The organism is Chryseobacterium vaccae, from assembly GCF_009602705.1.
Lineage (GTDB): Bacteria > Bacteroidota > Bacteroidia > Flavobacteriales > Weeksellaceae > Chryseobacterium > Chryseobacterium vaccae.
In genome coordinates, this window is record NZ_VSWH01000001.1 from 1,917,081 (window position 1) to 1,935,387 (window position 18,307).

General features: G+C 37.8%; 18 protein-coding genes. 5 read left to right on the top strand and 13 right to left on the bottom strand.

Going from position 1 to position 18,307, the window contains the following annotated elements; all coding sequences use genetic code 11:
* Positions 1 to 814: 814 nt before the first annotated feature.
* Both FW768_RS08595 and FW768_RS08600 read right to left on the bottom strand, forming a co-directional pair.
* The gene (locus FW768_RS08595) at positions 815 to 2,170 is read right to left on the bottom strand and encodes a cbb3-type cytochrome c oxidase subunit I (protein ID WP_153394571.1); all 1,356 of its coding nucleotides are present in this window, start codon (positions 2,168 to 2,170) and stop codon (positions 815 to 817) included.
* Positions 2,160 to 2,588, bottom strand: coding sequence for a c-type cytochrome (locus FW768_RS08600; protein ID WP_159102985.1), 429 nt, complete (start codon positions 2,586 to 2,588; stop codon positions 2,160 to 2,162). Before FW768_RS08600 ends, FW768_RS08595 begins: the two co-directional genes overlap by 11 nt.
* Positions 2,589 to 2,951: 363 nt before the next feature.
* Between FW768_RS08600 and FW768_RS08605 the strand changes: the two genes are divergently transcribed.
* The 5 genes from FW768_RS08605 to FW768_RS08625 all read left to right on the top strand — a co-directional run bounded on the left by FW768_RS08605 (position 2,952) and on the right by FW768_RS08625 (position 8,183).
* Positions 2,952 to 4,439 (top strand): MFS transporter, encoded by a 1,488-nt coding sequence (locus FW768_RS08605; RefSeq protein WP_123263097.1) that lies wholly within the window; start codon positions 2,952 to 2,954, stop codon positions 4,437 to 4,439.
* A gap of 30 nt (positions 4,440 to 4,469) precedes the next feature.
* The gene (locus FW768_RS08610) at positions 4,470 to 5,801 is read left to right on the top strand and encodes an MFS transporter (protein WP_123263096.1); all 1,332 of its coding nucleotides are present in this window, start codon (positions 4,470 to 4,472) and stop codon (positions 5,799 to 5,801) included.
* A gap of 21 nt (positions 5,802 to 5,822) precedes the next feature.
* Positions 5,823 to 6,293 carry a hypothetical protein gene (locus FW768_RS08615; protein ID WP_147367556.1) on the top strand — a complete coding sequence of 157 codons (471 nt, stop codon included), beginning with the start codon at positions 5,823 to 5,825 and terminating at the stop codon, positions 6,291 to 6,293.
* A gap of 4 nt (positions 6,294 to 6,297) precedes the next feature.
* Positions 6,298 to 7,584 carry an alginate export family protein gene (locus FW768_RS08620; protein WP_153394573.1) on the top strand — a complete coding sequence of 429 codons (1,287 nt, stop codon included), beginning with the start codon at positions 6,298 to 6,300 and terminating at the stop codon, positions 7,582 to 7,584.
* A gap of 161 nt (positions 7,585 to 7,745) precedes the next feature.
* Positions 7,746 to 8,183 carry an RrF2 family transcriptional regulator gene (locus FW768_RS08625; RefSeq protein WP_050009576.1) on the top strand — a complete coding sequence of 146 codons (438 nt, stop codon included), beginning with the start codon at positions 7,746 to 7,748 and terminating at the stop codon, positions 8,181 to 8,183.
* 10 nt (positions 8,184 to 8,193) lie between these two features.
* Here the strand turns inward: FW768_RS08625 and FW768_RS08630 are convergent, their stop codons facing one another.
* From FW768_RS08630 to FW768_RS08680, 11 genes are all read right to left on the bottom strand, one after another.
* Complete coding sequence (locus tag FW768_RS08630; protein ID WP_153394575.1) at positions 8,194 to 9,996, bottom strand: hypothetical protein; 1,803 nt, start codon at positions 9,994 to 9,996, stop codon at positions 8,194 to 8,196.
* Positions 9,996 to 11,249 (bottom strand): hypothetical protein, encoded by a 1,254-nt coding sequence (locus FW768_RS08635; protein WP_153394577.1) that lies wholly within the window; start codon positions 11,247 to 11,249, stop codon positions 9,996 to 9,998. Before FW768_RS08635 ends, FW768_RS08630 begins: the two co-directional genes overlap by 1 nt.
* A 13-nt stretch (positions 11,250 to 11,262) precedes the next feature.
* Positions 11,263 to 11,883 carry an ATP-binding cassette domain-containing protein gene (locus tag FW768_RS08640; RefSeq protein ID WP_042721887.1) on the bottom strand — a complete coding sequence of 207 codons (621 nt, stop codon included), beginning with the start codon at positions 11,881 to 11,883 and terminating at the stop codon, positions 11,263 to 11,265.
* Positions 11,880 to 12,563 (bottom strand): molybdate ABC transporter permease subunit, encoded by a 684-nt coding sequence (gene modB, locus FW768_RS08645; RefSeq protein WP_042721886.1) that lies wholly within the window; start codon positions 12,561 to 12,563, stop codon positions 11,880 to 11,882. Before modB ends, FW768_RS08640 begins: the two co-directional genes overlap by 4 nt.
* The gene (modA, locus tag FW768_RS08650; protein WP_123263091.1) at positions 12,564 to 13,364 is read right to left on the bottom strand and encodes a molybdate ABC transporter substrate-binding protein; all 801 of its coding nucleotides are present in this window, start codon (positions 13,362 to 13,364) and stop codon (positions 12,564 to 12,566) included. It lies immediately after the preceding gene.
* Positions 13,365 to 13,467: 103 nt separating this feature from the next.
* The gene (locus FW768_RS08655) at positions 13,468 to 13,692 is read right to left on the bottom strand and encodes a hypothetical protein (RefSeq protein WP_042721885.1); all 225 of its coding nucleotides are present in this window, start codon (positions 13,690 to 13,692) and stop codon (positions 13,468 to 13,470) included.
* Positions 13,693 to 13,716: 24 nt separating this feature from the next.
* On the bottom strand, positions 13,717 to 14,169 hold the full coding sequence (locus FW768_RS08660) for a hemerythrin domain-containing protein (protein ID WP_042721884.1): 453 nt from the start codon (positions 14,167 to 14,169) through the stop codon (positions 13,717 to 13,719).
* 56 nt (positions 14,170 to 14,225) lie between these two features.
* Positions 14,226 to 16,469: a nitric-oxide reductase large subunit gene (locus FW768_RS08665; RefSeq protein ID WP_042721883.1), complete on the bottom strand. Its 2,244-nt coding sequence runs from the start codon at positions 16,467 to 16,469 to the stop codon at positions 14,226 to 14,228.
* A gap of 24 nt (positions 16,470 to 16,493) precedes the next feature.
* Entirely contained in the window at positions 16,494 to 17,210 is a 717-nt protein-coding gene (gene ric, locus FW768_RS08670) for an iron-sulfur cluster repair di-iron protein (RefSeq protein ID WP_042721882.1), read from the bottom strand.
* 65 nt (positions 17,211 to 17,275) lie between these two features.
* Positions 17,276 to 17,716, bottom strand: a complete 441-nt coding sequence (locus FW768_RS08675; protein ID WP_042721881.1) for a c-type cytochrome — start codon at positions 17,714 to 17,716, stop codon at positions 17,276 to 17,278.
* An 18-nt stretch (positions 17,717 to 17,734) separates the two neighbouring features.
* Positions 17,735 to 18,298 (bottom strand): SCO family protein, encoded by a 564-nt coding sequence (locus FW768_RS08680; protein ID WP_042721880.1) that lies wholly within the window; start codon positions 18,296 to 18,298, stop codon positions 17,735 to 17,737.
* Positions 18,299 to 18,307 lie beyond the last annotated feature (9 nt).

The following is an 18,307-nucleotide window of genomic DNA, read 5'->3' on the forward strand; positions in this document are numbered from 1 at the left end:
TTGGTATTTTTCACTAGACCAATGCTCCCAGAAAAGAAAATTAAGCCAAGAAAACCAACGACACCCAAAGTAGTGTAGCCTGGCTTTTATTGATGAGCTCATACCCCGAGTATATTAAACCAACGATGCCAAGAACTGTCAATATGGTTCCAAAAATTCTTTTAACGTTTATAGCTTTTTATTTTAAGGATATATTGGATGTTAATCAATTATATTTTTATTGATAATGCTTGTCTACTATATGCTTTAAGTCAATCCCTTGTTTAATTTGGCTCAAAAGAACCAAATCATCGATAAAAGTGTTTGAAGATGAACTCTTTAGGGTCAAAGAACCGACATTTGAAGATCAATTCTTTGTTGTTTTTTCCGCCACGTAATCATCTCGTCTCAATTATCCGCCTGTATTTAATATATGATTATGTTGATTCAAAATTTTGGACAAAATCGCTCATAGCAGCTTTTACAGTATTTTTTTAGAGGCCTGTATAAAATAGCATTATATCCGTAGGAAACTCCTTTCTTCACGATTTAAACCTACCTCTAATAATATAAGAAAAAATTAGTATGATTTCTAAAGTTTTCTAAAACAAAATCTAAAGCAAGAAAGAGGATTGAAACAGCTATTTTCAAATGAGGAGGACAATCTCAATCAGTAATATTTTGCGAAATTATTCCACACGCGATTACTAGAACTGTTTCCCCAATAACAGCTGTTATAATGATCCAATATATAATTTTTTCCATTCAAAAGAAATCTGAACAAAATAAAACTAAACTTAATCTAAATACACACCTGACTAATTTTAATAAATGTCTATTTAATGTATTTATTTTCAAATTGTTTGCCATACAGTTTTCTAGCTAGTATGACAATGATGTGGCCGATCATTGGATAGATTATAATACAAATCCCTATGATTAAGCCAGTTCCAAATAAGCCAAATATAATATGTAAAACTTGCATAGAATCCTGAAACATACCAAAAGAGATCTGATCTGAAAAGTAAATCCATTTTGAACGTTTAACTCCCATCACCAGCAATATAAGCCAAAATCCTAAGAATGAAGCATTAAAGATCCGGCTTCCCAGAAAAATAGTCTTTTTAACTTTTGGTCTCATTCCTTTTACAATTTCCAGGATAAAACTTACAGAAGACAACAGAATAGTGGTATTAATCCCGATGATAGTTCCCATAGAATGAGCCACCGTAATGTGTGTTCCATGTGTAAAAAGATTAATGGCAGGAATGGAAATCAACAATGCTAAAAACAGGTTCAGAAAGATCCATAACTCTGATAACATCAGCATACGGTAAGATACTGAAAACTGTTTCTTACTTTGTGCCGGAATATCTTTTTTCCAAAGATAGATGATTCTTAGCAGGATGATCCATTCCGTCATACTGATGATATATGCTAAATAACGGATCCATTCTGCATTCGGAACGGGATAAATGTGATGTGCCCAATTGAACATCACATTAATAAGACCGAGGAAGAAAAAAAAGAATCCCGTTTTTGAATGGCTGTAACCTGACTTTCCACTGTTTCTTTCCATTACATACATAGAGGTACCGTATACCAACATATTCCATGCCCCTACATAGGCACCGCCTGCTTTCCACTGCATCGTAAGGTTTTGAGTATAGTGTTCTCTGAAGTAAGGCAGGATCCAGAGGTGAGCTTCTGTAAAATGAAAAATCATCAATACGATTCCCGTTCCCCACATCCAGTAATATACAGGCCAACGGGAAAAAGTACGCCACATCACACGAAAATAATAAATTCCGAACAAGATCCATCCTAAAAGAATAGGTACATAGAAACCATGAGGAAATTCAAGGTATTCTTTTCCTTCAAATTTCTTGAATATATAACAAGCCGCTATCAATATACCCGTAAATGTAAAGACCCAAAATTGCCACTTCATAATCCCTGAGCTTGTCTTATCATTCTGGATATACCACATGATCCCGCCAATAGCTGTCATAAAGATCCATGAAAGGGCAAAAAGAGTATGTAACGGCCGAAGAACAGTAAATGGAAATATGGTTTTAGCAAAATCCGGAACCGCATACTGTACACCAGATAAAAAACCAACAAAAAGACACAGTACCAGGCTCAGCAGCCCGATCAGTATATAATAGAAAGGATAAGCGTTATTTTTCATTTTTTACTTTTTGTGGATAGTCTACCCATCCGCCATAATTGATCACAGCATTCTGCGTTGGATAATACCCCGTTCTATCAACTTCTTTTAAAAATTGTAGGATCTGGTCCTGCTGATCAGGCGAAAAATCGAATTTGGGCATGGATTTGATCCCGCTGATCATCATTACCTTTAGATATTCATCACTTTTATCAGGCCTGGACATAACATTAGTAAGATCCGGGCCTAAATATCCCCCCAGACCATACAGTTGATGACAAGCATTACAATTATTTTCCAGCCACAGTCTCTCACCGTTCAAGGCTTTTTCTGAAAGCTTAAAATCACCGTAATCTGCCTTTTCAGTATAAATTTCTCTATTGTAGAATGCGTAGATGAAAACCATGAAAAGAAAGATGCCCGCGTAGTATTTATTCATCTTCATTGATATTATGTTGTATGAATCTAAGTCTGTAGTGATCTCCAAATAAAACATTCTTCCTATTGGGGACGTTAGGAGCCGGGATCTGCCGGAATAAGGCTGAGTAAAAATGTGTACTTTTTTTCTGCTTCTGAACATATAGGATAATTTCCATCCGCGTAATACTCCTCATAATGAATATTTTAATTACTTGAAATGATGATAATACAACCTCGAATCATATACTCCATTGATCGCTTTATGTATAGAATAACATGATTTATGACACAAAAATAGAAAAAAAATCTATAATAAGACAAAAATGTCTTATTTATAATATCTTTGTGCAAGTAAACTAGATTATTAAAAAAAACCGAAACAATGAACGCAAATTTATCTTCCGCCCACAGAATTCTGTTTCTGAATACTTTGGCATTTACGATCTGTTTTGCCTGTTGGACTTTAAACGGTGTTTTAGTTACTTATCTTGTTGACAACAATATTTTCAACTGGTCTGTGGTAGAAACAGGCTGGCTTTTGGGAATCCCTATTCTTTCAGGCTCTATCATGAGACTTCCCTTAGGGATTTTAACAGATAAATATGGAGGAAAACCTGTATTCTCAACTTTACTTTTACTTTGCAGCATACCTTTATTTTTATTATATTTTGCAGATTCTTATTGGATCTATTTGTTATTAAGTGTCCTATTCGGAATGGTGGGCACAGCATTTGCCGTAGGTATTGCCTTCACTTCTGCTTGGTACCCGAAAGAATGGCAGGGACGTGCATTGGGAATATTCGGAATGGGAAATGCAGGAGCTGCTCTTACTACATTTTTTGCTCCTACTCTGCTCAATTATCTATCTGCTGATGATCCGGAAAACGGATGGAGAATGCTTCCCATCATCTACGGAATTACGTTAACGATCATCGGATTTATATTCCTGTTTTTTGTTGAAAATAAAAAAGCAGCAGTTCAGAACAAATCAGTAAAACAGCTTCTTAATCCTTTAAGCAAAATCAGGGTTTGGCGATTCGGTCTGTATTATTTTCTGGTATTCGGCCTGTTTGTTGCTTTCTCACAATGGTTATTGCCTTATTATGTAAGTGTTTACCAAACTTCATTGGTTTTAGCAGGACTTCTTACTTCCGCATTCAGTTTACCGAGCGGTGTGATCCGTGCATTTGGAGGCTATCTCTCAGATAAATTCGGGGCCAGAAAAGTCATGTACTGGGTACTCTATTCTTCTCTGGTCTTAAGCGGATTATTGATGCTTCCTAAAATGGAGATTTTGACACCGGGAAAAGGAATCACTGCAAAAAAAACAGGAACAGTTCAATCCATTGAAAAAGATAAGATTATTCTTGATAACGGAGAATTCAGCATCAGTTCAAAACCTGAAATACCTCAGCAAACCTCTGTATTACCCAAATCATTTTCATGGCAGGAAGTTTTGGTAAAACACAATGAAAAAGTACAGAAAAAACAACTTTTAGCACAGGGCGTTACCCTCATCAAATTTGAAGCACATATATGGGTTTTCTCCATTCTTGTCATTCTTATTGGCATTATGTGGGGAATCGGTAAAGCGGCCGTCTACAAACATATCCCTGAATACTTTCCGAATGAAGTGGGTGTTGTTGGTGGAATGGTAGGGCTTATCGGTGGTTTAGGAGGCTTCATTGGACCTATCTTATTTGGTTATCTCCTAGATTTTTCAGGATTATGGACCAGCTCATGGATTTTCGTGTTCCTGGTTTCAGCCATATCTCTTTTCTGGATGAATACAATAATCAAAAAAATGACACATAAAGAAGCACCACACATTAAGGATAGAATTGAACATGTCAATTGCAACAAAGATTAACATTAAACCCAAAAATAAACAACTAAAAAGATGAATGACTCACATTGGCTCACCAACTATGACTCTTCCAACGAAGAATTCTGGAAACGCAGCGGCAAAAAAACAGCATGGAAAACATTGACCATTACGACTGCGGCTCTCACCTTATCTTTCGCGACCTGGTTTTTATACAGCGTCATCGTTATCAAACTTCCTCACATTGGCTTTCAGTTCACAGATGACCAGCTATTCTGGATGGGAGCAATGCCCGGATTAGCGGGAGGGCTTCTAAGAATTGTCAATACATTTCTAATTCCTATCTATGGTACCAGAAAGGTAGTTTCTGTCAGTTCACTCATCAAGATCATTCCTGTGGTCATGCTTGGATTTGCCGTTATGAATCCTGAGACATCCTTCACTTATTTTATGGTGATTGGATTCTTGTTGGGAATCGGTGGTGGAGACTTTTCATCTTTTATGCCTTCAACATCCTTATTTTTCCCGAAAAAAGAAGCCGGAACCGCACTCGGTATTCAGGCTGGAATCGGTAATTTTGGAGTAAGCCTGGTACAGTTGCTTTCACCACTTGTGATCAGTTTAAGTATCTTTTCATTCATGGGGGGTGGCGAGATCATTGTGGAAACAGGTAAAACCATCTACTTGGAAAATATTGCGTTCATCTATGTTATTCCACTATTTATCATTGGAATCTGGGCATGGTTCTCATTAAAAAGTATTCCGGTAAAGGCATCTTTCAAAGAGCAATTGGACATCTTCAAGGATAAACATACCCTGTACTGTACAATGACCTATATCATGACCTTCGGGATTTTTGCAGGGTTTTCGGCATCCTTCCCTATGATGATCAAAAACCTGTATGTTCCTTTAGACAAAAACCTTGATCCGCTACAGTTTGCATTTTACGGACCGCTTATTGGTTCAGCATCCAGAGTGATCTTTGGAAAAGTTGCTGATAAGATCGGAGGTGCATTACTTACACAGGTTACCGGAATAGCATTGATCATCCTGATTTGCAGATTGATTCTCGGAGGATATTTAACACCTACTTCTCCCGATCAGTTCGAGGGTTTCCTATTTATCGTTTTAGCCATCTTTTTCTTCACAGGAATTGGAAATGCAGCAACGTTCAAGCAATTCCCAGTCATTTTCTCAGATTCTCCGAGAAAAGCAGCCGGAGTTATAGGCTGGACTGCAGCAGTGGCCGCTTTCGGACCTTTTGTGTTCAATGTTTTGATCACACAATCCAGAATGATGACAGGTGATTCAAGGCTCTTTTTCTGGTTTTTGGTAGTGGGTTGCGTAATGGCTACAGCTGTCAACTGGCATTTCTATACCAAATCGGGATGTGAAAGACCTTGTTAATAATAAAAACTTAAAAAAAAAATGAAAAAAAACCTCATGTTACTGATGATGATGATGATATCCATCATCCTGAATGTTGTTCTGGTCTATAAATTCTTTTATCAGGGCGAAAAAGTGATCATTAAAAAAGACAGCAGATCCGAGATAAAAATGACCAAAGAAAACCGTGAATATGTGATGGCAGAAATGCGGGGTTTCTTGGAAAGTGTACAAAAGATCAATGACGGAATTGCTAAAAACGATCCCAATATGGTCGCCGGTGTTGGTCAGCAATCCGGAGCCTGTAAGATAAATACCATTCCTCAGGGACTGGTAAGATCTTTACCCTATGAGTTCAAACAAATGGGCTTTCATACCCATGAACTTTTTGATGTAATGTCAAAAATGGCCAAGCAAAAATACGACAGACAGGAAATTCAGGTGAAAATGAATGAACTTCTCAACAACTGTGTTGCTTGTCATCAAACTTATAAAATAACCGCTGAACCTTAATGAAATGTTTAAGAACAAAATTACTTTAGGCATTTTAAGCCTCGCTTTCGGATTGGCCAATGCACAAATGGATAGTCTGAAAATGAACATTGATCTGCGAACACGAGCAGAACTGGATAATGGAGCAAGAACCCTCATTCCAAAAGGGAAATCTGCAGAGACAACTGTTCTTTCCCGTGCTCGAGTCGGAATAGATTATTATTATAAAAACCTGGAAGTTTACCTCAGTGCACAGGATGTAAGAACATGGGGAGAAACAGCTTCTAATACAGGAAAAAATCAGAACTTCACCATTCATGAAGCCTGGGCAAAATATCAGTTTTCAGGCCAATTTTCTTTGAAACTAGGGAAACAGATTCTTTCCTACGACAACGAACGTTTACTTGGGACATTGGATTGGATGATGCAGGGACGAAGTTTTGAAACTTTGAAAGGTATTTATACCCTAAGTCCGAATTCTAAAATCGAAGCTGCAATCACCTACAACAATGATGATAATGATACCAATGATTTGTCCGAAAAAGAGATTTACAGCATTTCGGAGGGTGGAGAAATCACAAAATCACTTCAGGTTTTGCATTATCAATTTACCGGAAACAACAAATTCCTATTCTCAGCCATCGCTCTGAATAATATTTTGCAAAATCCATCAGGTACCCATTATGATATGTTGACAATGGGAATCAATGCGAAAAAATATTTCGAAAACATCGGTTTTTTCGGTTCAGCATATTATCAAACGGGTAAAAACACAAGCGCTCAGATCAAGTCTGCTTATCAGTTTTCAATCAATTCAGATTTTCTGATTCATCCAAAGATTAATATTGTTGCCGGGACGGAATGGCTTTCCGGTAGGAGTTATGATACTTATTCCGGAGAAAACAGATCGTTCAGCCCTTTGTATGGAACCAATCACCTGCATAATGGGTTTATGGATTATTTTTATTTTGGAACGAGCCATTTTAACGGTTTCGGGTTGAATGATTATTATCTTAAATCTACTTTTAAGTTTAATTCTAACTCCATAATTACGGGTAACCTGCACATTTTCACTACAAACGGAAAACTGGGTGAGAATAATCTGGAAAAAAAATATTCATCTTATTTAGGAAGCGAACTGGATCTGGTTCTCATCCAAAAATTCTGGAAAGTGATCACGGTAAACCTAGGTCATTCCTTTATGTTTGCAAGTGACAGTATGAAAGTCCTTAAAAATGTTTCAGAACCAAAAGATCTGCAAACGTGGACGTGGCTTGCTCTGAAAATTGCGCCTAATTTCAAACTGAAATAATTTGTCTTGATCGATGAAAGTCATTAGAATTTTAGTGGCTTTCATTTTTTTAAGCTTCACTTCAACTTTATACCAAATATGAATCTCCTAAAATCTATGGTTTCGGCGAGGTTTTTGTATTTTTACAACCAAGTTAGTAGTTTAATCATTAATAAGAATAAATGTTGATATTTTCGAATACATGTCAGTATGCAATAAAAGCATGTATTATACTTGCCATTGAAAGGCGGAAGATTGGGATCGCAGATATTTCGGAAAAAATAGGCACCCCTACCCCTTTCACTTCCAAAATTTTACAGCATATGACCAGAAAAAAACTGATTTCTTCAGGAAAAGGAAAAGGTGGTGGTTTTTATCTCGATGATGAACAATTTGAGAATCTGACAATCAAAGACATCTATGAAAATTTTGAAGGTAAGGAAGTTCTTACCTCATGTCTTTTAGGGTTATCCTTATGTAATGGGGAAAATCCCTGTCCCATTCATCACCTTGCTGTTGCTGTAAAGGAAAAAGTGATGATCATGTTCCAATATAAGATCAAAGATCTGAAAGATCTTGGAAGTGTAATGAAGCTGATGAATGAACCAGGAGTATTTTAAATTCTACAGCTTATAACTGCGGAATCTGGATCTGATCAATTTTTGATCTGTATGATTTCAGTTCAGAAAAAATACGGTCTACTTTTGATCTGAAATAATTTGTATGGGCAAAAAGATCTTCATAATAAGCAATTCCTTTCAGTAAATTAGCTTTGAAGCTCTCCCATTTTTTCACCTGAGATTTGGTGATCTCTTCAGAAAAATCGGCTATTTCGTTTTTAAGATGATCCACATACAGTTTCAATTCGTTGATAAAGACATTTGGACGGCGTTCATCCGGCAAAACATTTTCGTATCCGTAAATATGGCGAACCATTTCCGAAAGTGAAAGTTCTCTGTCGAAAAAGCTAAGATTAGGTCCCGGGCAAATAACAACTCCCTGTTTCTCACCTTTTGTCGGCAATCCGTGTTCCAGATAAGCGGAATTGACAAGACCTACACAAAGGCAGGATTTATCGGTGATATTTTTTCTGCTTTTTTCGTATTGTTTATCTGTAAGATTTGCTCTGTTATTTTCCAGCTCATCCATTTTGATATCCTGATATTTTTTTGAAGCGGTACAGGTTCCTTTCGGATCAAATTCTTTGCTTAAAGCCAAAAGTTTTTTAGGACATGAACTCCCGAACTTACTTTTTGCTATATTTTTTTCCTTGATGATCTCATTGCTTGTTCCTTTGATTGTATTGAACGGAACTCCCAATGGTGATATGTTGCTCAGATAGAAGTCTTCTTCTTTTCCTTTCACCAGAAGATCTCTTGTTTCCTGATCGAGAGAAGTAGCTTCCGGAACCAACAAAAACGGAGAACCCCATCCTACACTGTCTGCATTATAATTTGAGAGAAGAAATTCGTGTTCTTCAGAAGTTCCTACACCGCCTTGTACAGAAATTTTAATGTCTAAAGGCTCGGAAGGAGCCGTTTTACTCTTTTGTTTCAATGCTTCGCTCCATAAAGAATATGCCGAAAACTGGAGTTCACTCTTTTTTTGTTTGAATTCCTCCATGATTGGACCCATCAAAAGTCCGTCCGTAGCAAAAGCATGACCACCACAATTCAAACCGGATTCTATTCTGTATTCCGAAACCCAAAGTCCTTTTTTTGCAAGAAAATTTCCCTGGATCATCGCTGAACGGAAATCACTTACCTTGATGATGATCTTCTTTTTCAGTTCTCCGTTTTCATTAGGAAAAAAGTGTTCAAATTCCTCCAGATAGCTGTATAATCTGGGATTCATCCCTGCTGAAAACACTACAGATGAAGACAGTTTACTCTTCGCAAAACCACGCAGAGAAGCATGGGCATCATTATAAATCGTAGGAAGCTGTACATCCTTCACGAAGTTGTCCTTATCTACTTTGGTCATGATGTTGACATCAATTTCGCCCGGAAAAAGGTTTTCATCAATGAATTTTTTAATGTCTGCTGCGAGATCGTTTTTCTTATCGAGAATGTTCTGTAATCCTTTTTTGAAATCGGAAGTACTCGGCAACATTCCGATAAACTGTTTTAAGCTTTCTGTGTTTTTGGTAATTTCTTCTTTAAAATCTTTACATTTTTTCGTAACAATATCATCCATCATATCCAGATATGCCGTGATTCTTCTCGCTCTGTGATCTTCCGATTTTATGGAAATGGCAGAATAATCAAAATTGAATTTCTTACTGTAAAAATCTCTCATTCTTTCCACGATCTCATCATCGATAATAGACACTACGGAAGAAATTCCAAACTGGGCAACACGGATCGGACTGTCTATGGTATAAGCCAGTCCCATTACAGGAATATGAAAATTGTGTACTGGTTTTTTGTTCATTATTTATTAAATTGGTTTAGATTGGTATTTTTAAATTCTTTATTGATGTAATTCTTTATTCTTAAAGCTCTGATAAACATCCCGATCGAGATCATAATGACCACCGAAGCAAAAAGCAGCCAGTATTTTGCACTTAAAAATGGAATGTAAACGATGGAAAAGAATCCCGAAAGTCCCAAAATAACCTCATTACATATGATCCCGAAGATCATGATCACAATACTGGTCTGAAGGAATTTGTTGATCTTGATATTTTCCAGATGCAGCATTTTCCAGATCAGGAAAAGACTCACTCCCATCAGTAAAACTAAGTGCAAATACCCGATCACGATATTGATATTGCTGAAAGCGTAAATTCCCAGTTCAGGAATTGCCGATAAGATCTGAAGAATGAATTTTCCTAAAAATGCAAAGCCTACAACCACAAGAAGCCATTTTTGTATGACATGCTGTTTTTTGAATAGTTTGGTTTGCTCGAACCATCTCCAAAGTTTAATTGCTCCTATAATCTGAAGGATAGAAATCACACCGAAAAAGATGTGAAGGAGCTCCGGCATATCTATCCATAAAATGGAAAGTCCATATCCGAAAAAACATCCAACAGCCAATAAGCGGAAAATGGTTTTATTCAGTTTTTCCTGAATTTGAACGCCGTATTTTTTCAGGGAGATCAAAAACAAACCTATGGAGGAAAACAGGAAAAATCCGTTATACTGAAAATGAAGATAAAAATAGGTAGAAGCTCTGAACAGCACATCGAACTCGTCTTTCCTTGCCGAAAAATATCCCAACCCGAAAATTCCGATCGCCGACAATGTAGCAAAGAATGCTCCTGACTTCAGCCAAATGGTTTCAGGATTCTTATTTTTCCTAAGATCAATCAGTAAAAATAGATAATAAGCAAAACCGGTAAATAAAGCTACTGAAGAAAACACGATGGAAAGCCAGAAATACCCTCCATAAAGAAAAGTAATCAGCATTCCGTATGAACCGATCTGATTAAAAATCTGCAAAAACTGATACTTTGAAACGGCAATTCCAGCATCACTTTCAGTCAGGTATTTCGTAACAAAAAGATAAATCGCTGCCGAAACCCATCCGTAAAATGCAAAATGAGAATGCGATTCCTGCATGAATTTATGAGAAAATCCCGGAAGTGAAAATGCGAGATTATACCTCATCATAACACCGACCACCGATACTATGAAGAAATTGAACAGGCAAAGCTTCAGCCAGAAATTAAAGTTTTTCATTACTACATTATTTTCATTTAATCATCAATTTTCTACACGGAAAAGCACTGAGTTCCTCTTCGCTATGATTGGTCATAAAAACCGTCGCTCCATTATTTTGATGTTCAACGATCTCCGTCATCATTATTTTTCTCATTAAAGGATCCACTGCGGAAAGCGGTTCATCAAGGAGAATGATCTCAGCATCCTGAACCAAAGCTCTTGCCAATGCAATCCTCTGCTGTTGCCCTCCTGAAAGTTTTGATGGGAAAACATTTTCAAAGTTTTTAAGGTTAAATTTTTCCAGTAAACGATCGATTTTTTCAGTGTTTTTTTCCTTCTGTGCAAAAGTAATATTCTGTCTTACCGTCATATTCGGAAACAAAGCATAATTCTGAAACATCAATGCTGTATTACGTTTTTGCGGAGGAAGAAAAATCCGGTTTTCAGTATCCAATACCGTTTCGTTGTTGATGTTAATCACCCCAAAATTCGGAGTAAGCAATCCTGCCATGATCTTAAAAAACACAGTCTTTCCAATCCCCGAATCTCCGGAAACGTGTATAATCCCACCTGTTTCCAGCTGTTCATTAACCTCTAACATTTTACTTCCCGAAGAGGTAAAAATCTGATGTTTTAGGTGGATCTCAATCATCGGAAAGTTGTAAAGTTAATTTTGCGGTTAATACTGTAAATCAGAAGCAAGATTAAAAAAGACAGTATGAAAAGGACAAATGCATACTTATTGGCTGCTTCAAAATTAAGTGCCTGAACCTGATCGTAAATAGCCACTGAGGCAATTCTTGTTTCCTTCGGAATATTTCCTCCCACCATGATCACAATCCCGAATTCCCCTATACAATGCGCAAAAGTGAGCGCAATAGCTGTAATAACGGAAGTCTTTATATTGGGGATAAGCACGCGGAAAAGGGTAACCAATTTTGATTTTCCCATCGTGTAGGAAGCTTGTCTAAGTTCATCAGGCAACGCTGAAAATCCATTCTGTAAAGGCTGGATCATAAACGGAAGGTTAGCAATAATACTCGACACAACAATTCCATTGAACGAAAAAGCCAACCGGACATCGAAACATTCCTGAAGATATTTCCCGAACGCATTTTCCGGACTGAAAGCCACCAAAAGATAATATCCCATTACGGTAGGAGGCAGTACCATTGGCATACAAATAAGAGTTTCCAGAACAAATTTCAGCTTGAAACGGGAATAGGTGAGCCAATATGCCACAGGAATTCCTATGATGATCAGTATCAAAGTGGTCACCAATGCTAATTTTCCTGTTAGGAATAATGTGTAGATAAATTCCTGATCTAGCATTTAGTGTCGTATTTCAGTTTGGTATCCGTATTTTTGCCAGATCTGTGCTGTTTTTCGGCTTCTTATAAAATCAAAGAACTGCTTGGCTTCTGTCTGTTTTTTTCCTTTCAGCAGGATGCCGCTTTGTGGGATTGAAGCTGCTTCGTTCTCCGACAAGAGATAATAATTCCCTTTAGCTTTCATTTCTTTGCTCATAGCTGTAGAAAGGGCTATAAAAGCGAGATCAGCATTCCCTGTAGCGGCAAATTGTGCAGCCTGACCAATGTTTTCCGCCCAGACTATTTTGTGTTCGATCTTTGGATAGATTCCTGTATTTTTCAAAGCCTGAACGGTATTTTTCCCATATGGAGCCAATTCAGGATCAGCAATTGCGATTTTTTTTATTTCGGGGTTCAATGATGTTTGCAAACCTTCTGAAAGATCAAATGCCGAGCTCCACATCGCTACTTTTCCTAATGCATATATTTCGGCTTTACCGAAATTCCTGTTTTCGTTTTTAATTTTCTCTATGAAAGAGGAATCTGCGGAGAGAAAGAGATCAAAGGGTGCTCCATTGACGATCTGCTGAGTCAATAATCCTGAAGATCCGAAGGTAAGTTCTATTTTTTTACCGGGATTTTCCGTTATATAAAGTTTTTTTAATTCTTCCAGAACATCTCTGAGGTTAGCCGCTGCTGCAACAGAAACAAATGAATTTTGTGTGCTATTTTTCTGATGGCCAGATTCTTTTTTACAGCCAAAAAAAAGTAACAAAGTGAAAATGGTAAAAAATAAATGTCCGAATCGAATCAATCTGTCCATAAGTAGCACGAAAAGAAAGATTTATAATAAGACTTTCTTATCTCTTTTCAAAGATAAGGGTATAAGTTGAATTATTCAAATAACATTTCGTGAAAAATGAAGATTAATCCAGTTTTTTCAGGGTCATGCATTTTTCTTTTTCTCCTGTTTTTATCACAGAAATGTCAACATATTTTACCAATCGTTTGCTTGCCAATTCAAACTCTTTTGCCTTTTTATCAGCATATTCGTAGGTATACCCTACTCCCATCACCACTTTATGGCCGTTGCAGATCCCCATTGCCAAATAGAGGTACTCGCCTATTCCTGCCTGTTTATAAGTAGTCATACTGTTTAAAATTAATGATAAAAATCATTTCCAGAACTGATCCGGATAGTTGTCCTGCTCTTTCTGATGGATAAGGCTCAGTTTGTTTCCTATTTCCGTCATTTCATCATCTGATAAATGGTTTTCCAGATGTGGAAAATACATTCGTTCTTCAAAACGTATATGCCCGCTCAAAGCATCTGCAAAATCTTCTAAAAGTCTGGGATTCTGAGATTGATTCACAGTATTAATCAGCTTTCTTATTTCAGAATGTTCTTTCTGCATCTGAAACTGAAGGCTTTCATTTTCCGGTTCCGGCAATACGGTATCCTCTATTTCAAAATGTTTGCTCAGGCTTTCCTGCCAAAAATAGTTGATATATTTTTTGATCCTGTCGTAAGTAATATTCTTTCTAACCCCTTCACGGATCTTCCAGCTGCACAACAATCCGAAATGATGATCTCTTGATAGTGGTACTAAATTTTCATTCCTTTTCATATCTTCAAATTTTAAAAAGAACTGCCGCCTTTCAGCAGCAGCTCAAGTTGATTATATTATCTCTTTTCTTTTAATGACCATCCTGTTTTAAGTCCGATAATGAAAATGACGATCAACAGTTCTCCCACAGCAAGCAACACATCCCCGGGAACGCGCAGCCAGCGTAAGGTATGCATCATATCGGTTTGCATGAATTCTGCGGAACGGGCATACCAATATCCTTCTTTAATAGATGCAACAGACTGCATGATGCCGATAGGAAGTAAACTGATGGTAACCATGACCAATAAGCCGATGTTGGTAAGCCAGAATGCCCATCCAATGAGTTTATCATTCCAGTGCCTGTCCGGATACAATCCACGCAATACAAACATCATCAATCCGATTCCTAAAATTCCGTACACTCCGAATAATGCAGCATGACCATGTACAGCTGTTGTATTCAAGCCCTGAATATAGTATAGCGCAATCGGCGGATTAATCGCAAATCCAAAGATCCCTGCTCCTAAGAAATTCCAGAAACACATAGCAATGAAGCAGTAGATCGGCCATTTGTAAGCTCTGATCCATTTTGTGGATTTACTGATCTTATAATTCTGCCATGCTTCAAACCCAATCAATACCAACGGAACAATTTCCAATGCACTGAATGTAGCTCCTAAAGCCAATACTGCGGTAGGTGTAGCACTGAAATACAAGTGGTGGAATGTTCCTAAGATACCCCCTGCAAGGAAAATAATGGTAGAGAACAATACGGCATTGGTAGCGGATTTTAATCCTAATAATCCCAATCTTGTAAATAAGAATGCTGCTACAACGGTTGCAAATACTTCAAAGAAACCTTCTACCCAAAGGTGTACGACCCACCATCTCCAATATTCGGCAATTGCCATGTGTGTTTGTCTTCCGTACATTAATCCTGCTCCATAGAACAATGCGATCGCTACTGCAGAAAGCGTGAATAAAAGTAGTAAATGTCTGTTGGCATCTTTTTTCTTCAAGGCAGGTAATAAGGCTCTGATCATCAATACCAACCACAAAATAAGCCCAACCAATAGTAAAATCTGCCATACTCTACCCAATTCTACATATTCGTATCCGGAATGTCCCCAAAGGAAATTATCAACATAACCTAATTTCTGCATTACTCCGAACCATTGTCCTGCCAATGAACCTAAAACCACGATCAGCAATGCCCCGAATAAAACATTCACCCCAAGTACCTGATATTTTGGTTCGTATCCTGAAACGGCAGGTGCAATATATAATCCTGTTGCCAACCATGAGGTTGCAATCCAGAAAATAGCCAGCTGAACATGCCAGCTTCGGGAAATGGATTGTGGCAGGATCTCATCCAGCGGAAATCCATAGAAAGCACTTCCTTCTACCCCGTAATGTGCGGTAACTACCCCTGCAAGCATCTGAACCAGGATCAGAAGAGCAACAACCCAGATATATTTTAACGTAGCCCTCATGGAAGGAGTTGGCTTCATATTTCTTAAAGGATCTTCCAACGGAAGTTTCTCGCTGAGTTCTTCTTCTTTATGACGGGCATGATAAAATACAAGTAAACCTACACAACCCAACAGCATCAGGACACTGAAACCTGACCATAAGTGCAATGAAGGCGGCGGAATATTACCGATCATCTCATCATGAGGCCAGTTATTGGTATATGAAACCTCATCGCCGGGACGATCTGTGATACAAACCCACGCTGCCCATGAGAAGAAGGCATTCATTTTTGCCATTCTTTCGGGAGTCTTCACTGTATTTTTCGGAATAGCGTATTGATCTCTCAGCTTTGCCATTTCCGGATCATCCATGAATATTTTTGCATAATACTTAGCCAGTTCTGCCTGTACTTTAGCACGTTCCGGACTGATCACAATGGTGTTTGTGGCTTCGTCCAACGTATTTTTGCGGATTTCTTTTTTCAGAAGAACCTTGTATTTCGCCTGTTCATCGTCGGATAAATCTTTATAAACTTTTCCATCTTTTTTAGCCAGTTCTTCCAGAAGAAGAAGTGATTCGCGGTGAAGATAGTCGGCACTCCAGTCAGGCGCGATGTATGCTCCGTGTCCCCATATACTTCCAACGGTCTGTCCCCCGATAGATTGCCAAACATTTTGTCCGTCTTTGATGTCCTGTCCGGTTGCTATAATGGTACCATCTGTAGTTACAATTTTGTCGGGAACCGGCGGAATCTTTCTGTAGATCTCCACGCCATAGAAAATAAGTACCGCAAAGGAACCCAGAATGACCGCCGTGAGCCAGATCCATAATTTTTTAGGTGTCATATACTCAATTTTTAATGTTGTACTTTACTGAAATTCTTTTTCCAGTTTAATTGCTTTCGGGAAAAGGATGTTATTTTCCAGATGAATGTGCTTGTGAAGATCATTTTCAAAATCCTGAAGCATTGAGAAAGTTACTCTATATGTGTTGCAGGCATCAGCCGGAGGAGTGTATTCATCAGTAAGTTCTGCAATCTTTCTCAGTCTTTCCCCTTCTACGGTGTGTTCATGCTTCATCATGTTCACCGGATTTTCCACTGTTCCGAATGGCGGCTGTGGAATTGCACTTCCGTCAATCTGTGCTTTAACCATGTTTTTAATGAATGGGAAAAGCATAAGTTCTTCTTTCTTCATGTGTGCTCCCAGATCCTGTGCAGAAGCATCAAACAGCTCTCTGATCTCAAACAGTTCGGGATGACTTCCACCATGTACCTTACAAAGCTTGTCTAAAAATGCCTGAAGAACAGGTGTTTTCTCTTCCACGTAGCGGTGATGTGTCTTCTCTACATAATCTGCGAGTAAATCTAATGGCCAACTGTTGAAATCAATAGAATTGTCATCTCTTTTTGAAAGGTTTTCTATTTCTTCGTAGATGGGTTCTGTATCGATCTTTCTGTTTTCGCAGGCTTCTTCGATGGTTCTGCCTCCTTTGCAGCAGAAATCGATTCCGTACTTTTTGAATATTGCAGCAGTTCTAAAATCTTCCGCCACTATTTCGCCTATAAAATCTGTCTTTATATTCATAATTTAATACTTTTTTATCTTTTATTGTTTTAAAATTTTTTTGTTTTTTTTAAGGATTTATATTCTTATGATTTTTTTAATGAAAGAATATATTTTACCATTTTCTGTGCATTTTCTTTACTCATTCCGGCATGTGGTGTCATAGGAATATCTCCCCAAACGCCTTTACCTCCGTCAATGATTTTCTGTGCAAGCCGATCAATATCTGCTTCTGTATATTTAGCAGCCACTTCCTGATAAGCAGGACCTACTAACTTTGAGTCTAGCTTATGACAACCAAGGCAGTCTGTACCTTCCACCAATGATTTTCCTTCTGCAATTTCAGCTTCAGGACCGCTTGCTGCAGCTGTGGATGTAATCTCTGAAGAGTCTGCCGGTTTAGGTTCATCAAGCATTATATTGGATTCTGTAGCGTTTGTTGTATCTGTTGCTACTGTTTCTTTTTTGTCTGAACAAGCGGTGATGCTAAGTGATAACAGTAATGCTGCTAATAATAATTTTTTCATTGTTAAATACTTTTCGGATTATAATTCTAATTGTTTTTTGATTTCTTTTACAAGGGCTTCATTATCATTTCCTAAGCCCTCTTTCTGGAAAGCGAGTATTCCTTCTTTAGAATAGACACTGATGATATTGGAGTGAGAAAATTCTATCGGTGAAATTTCTTTATACTTCACAGCCATGATATTAGCCAATTCCCTTGTTTCTGCTTCTGTACTTCGGATGAAAGTCCATTCATCATCCTTAAATTTATTGATTTCCATATAGGCTTTCATAACTTCCGGCGTGTCTGTTTCAGGATCGATAGAGATCAAAACATATTGGATGTCATCACTGTCTACTTTTCCTACCATTTTAGAAATGTTTCTCATTTCATCAGCCAGTCTGGGGCAAGCCGTTTTGCATGAGGTAAAGATCATGGTGGTAACAATTACTTTTCCCTGGAAGTCGGAGAAGGTTATTTTACTTCCGTCCTGTTTTTCCCATTCAGAAGCCAGATTGTATATGGAATCAGGTTTCAAAGGTTCGTTTTTTTTGCTGCAGGAGAATAAAACCAGTGCCAACAAAAAATATAATAGACTTTTCATTTTATTTAA

What these genes read in the sequence shown, in the direction of transcription:
- FW768_RS08675 (WP_042721881.1), bottom strand. Translation starts at nt 17,716, where the DNA reads ATGAAAAAATTATTATTAGCAGCATTACTGTTATCACTTAGCATCACC.
- FW768_RS08605 (WP_123263097.1), top strand. Translation starts at nt 2,952, where the DNA reads ATGAACGCAAATTTATCTTCCGCCCACAGAATTCTGTTTCTGAATACT.
- FW768_RS08640 (WP_042721887.1), bottom strand. Translation starts at nt 11,883, where the DNA reads ATGATTGAGATCCACCTAAAACATCAGATTTTTACCTCTTCGGGAAGT.
- FW768_RS08615 (WP_147367556.1), top strand. Translation starts at nt 5,823, where the DNA reads ATGAAAAAAAACCTCATGTTACTGATGATGATGATGATATCCATCATC.
- FW768_RS08665 (WP_042721883.1), bottom strand. Translation starts at nt 16,469, where the DNA reads ATGACACCTAAAAAATTATGGATCTGGCTCACGGCGGTCATTCTGGGT.
- FW768_RS08600 (WP_159102985.1), bottom strand. Translation starts at nt 2,588, where the DNA reads ATGAATAAATACTACGCGGGCATCTTTCTTTTCATGGTTTTCATCTAC.
- FW768_RS08655 (WP_042721885.1), bottom strand. Translation starts at nt 13,692, where the DNA reads ATGACTACTTATAAACAGGCAGGAATAGGCGAGTACCTCTATTTGGCA.
- FW768_RS08610 (WP_123263096.1), top strand. Translation starts at nt 4,470, where the DNA reads ATGAATGACTCACATTGGCTCACCAACTATGACTCTTCCAACGAAGAA.
- FW768_RS08660 (WP_042721884.1), bottom strand. Translation starts at nt 14,169, where the DNA reads ATGAAAAGGAATGAAAATTTAGTACCACTATCAAGAGATCATCATTTC.
- ric (WP_042721882.1), bottom strand. Translation starts at nt 17,210, where the DNA reads ATGAATATAAAGACAGATTTTATAGGCGAAATAGTGGCGGAAGATTTT.
- FW768_RS08630 (WP_153394575.1), bottom strand. Translation starts at nt 9,996, where the DNA reads ATGAACAAAAAACCAGTACACAATTTTCATATTCCTGTAATGGGACTG.
- FW768_RS08625 (WP_050009576.1), top strand. Translation starts at nt 7,746, where the DNA reads ATGTTGATATTTTCGAATACATGTCAGTATGCAATAAAAGCATGTATT.
- modB (WP_042721886.1), bottom strand. Translation starts at nt 12,563, where the DNA reads ATGCTAGATCAGGAATTTATCTACACATTATTCCTAACAGGAAAATTA.
- FW768_RS08620 (WP_153394573.1), top strand. Translation starts at nt 6,298, where the DNA reads ATGTTTAAGAACAAAATTACTTTAGGCATTTTAAGCCTCGCTTTCGGA.
- FW768_RS08680 (WP_042721880.1), bottom strand. Translation starts at nt 18,298, where the DNA reads ATGAAAAGTCTATTATATTTTTTGTTGGCACTGGTTTTATTCTCCTGC.
- modA (WP_123263091.1), bottom strand. Translation starts at nt 13,364, where the DNA reads ATGGACAGATTGATTCGATTCGGACATTTATTTTTTACCATTTTCACT.
- FW768_RS08595 (WP_153394571.1), bottom strand. Translation starts at nt 2,170, where the DNA reads ATGAAAAATAACGCTTATCCTTTCTATTATATACTGATCGGGCTGCTG.
- FW768_RS08635 (WP_153394577.1), bottom strand. Translation starts at nt 11,249, where the DNA reads ATGAAAAACTTTAATTTCTGGCTGAAGCTTTGCCTGTTCAATTTCTTC.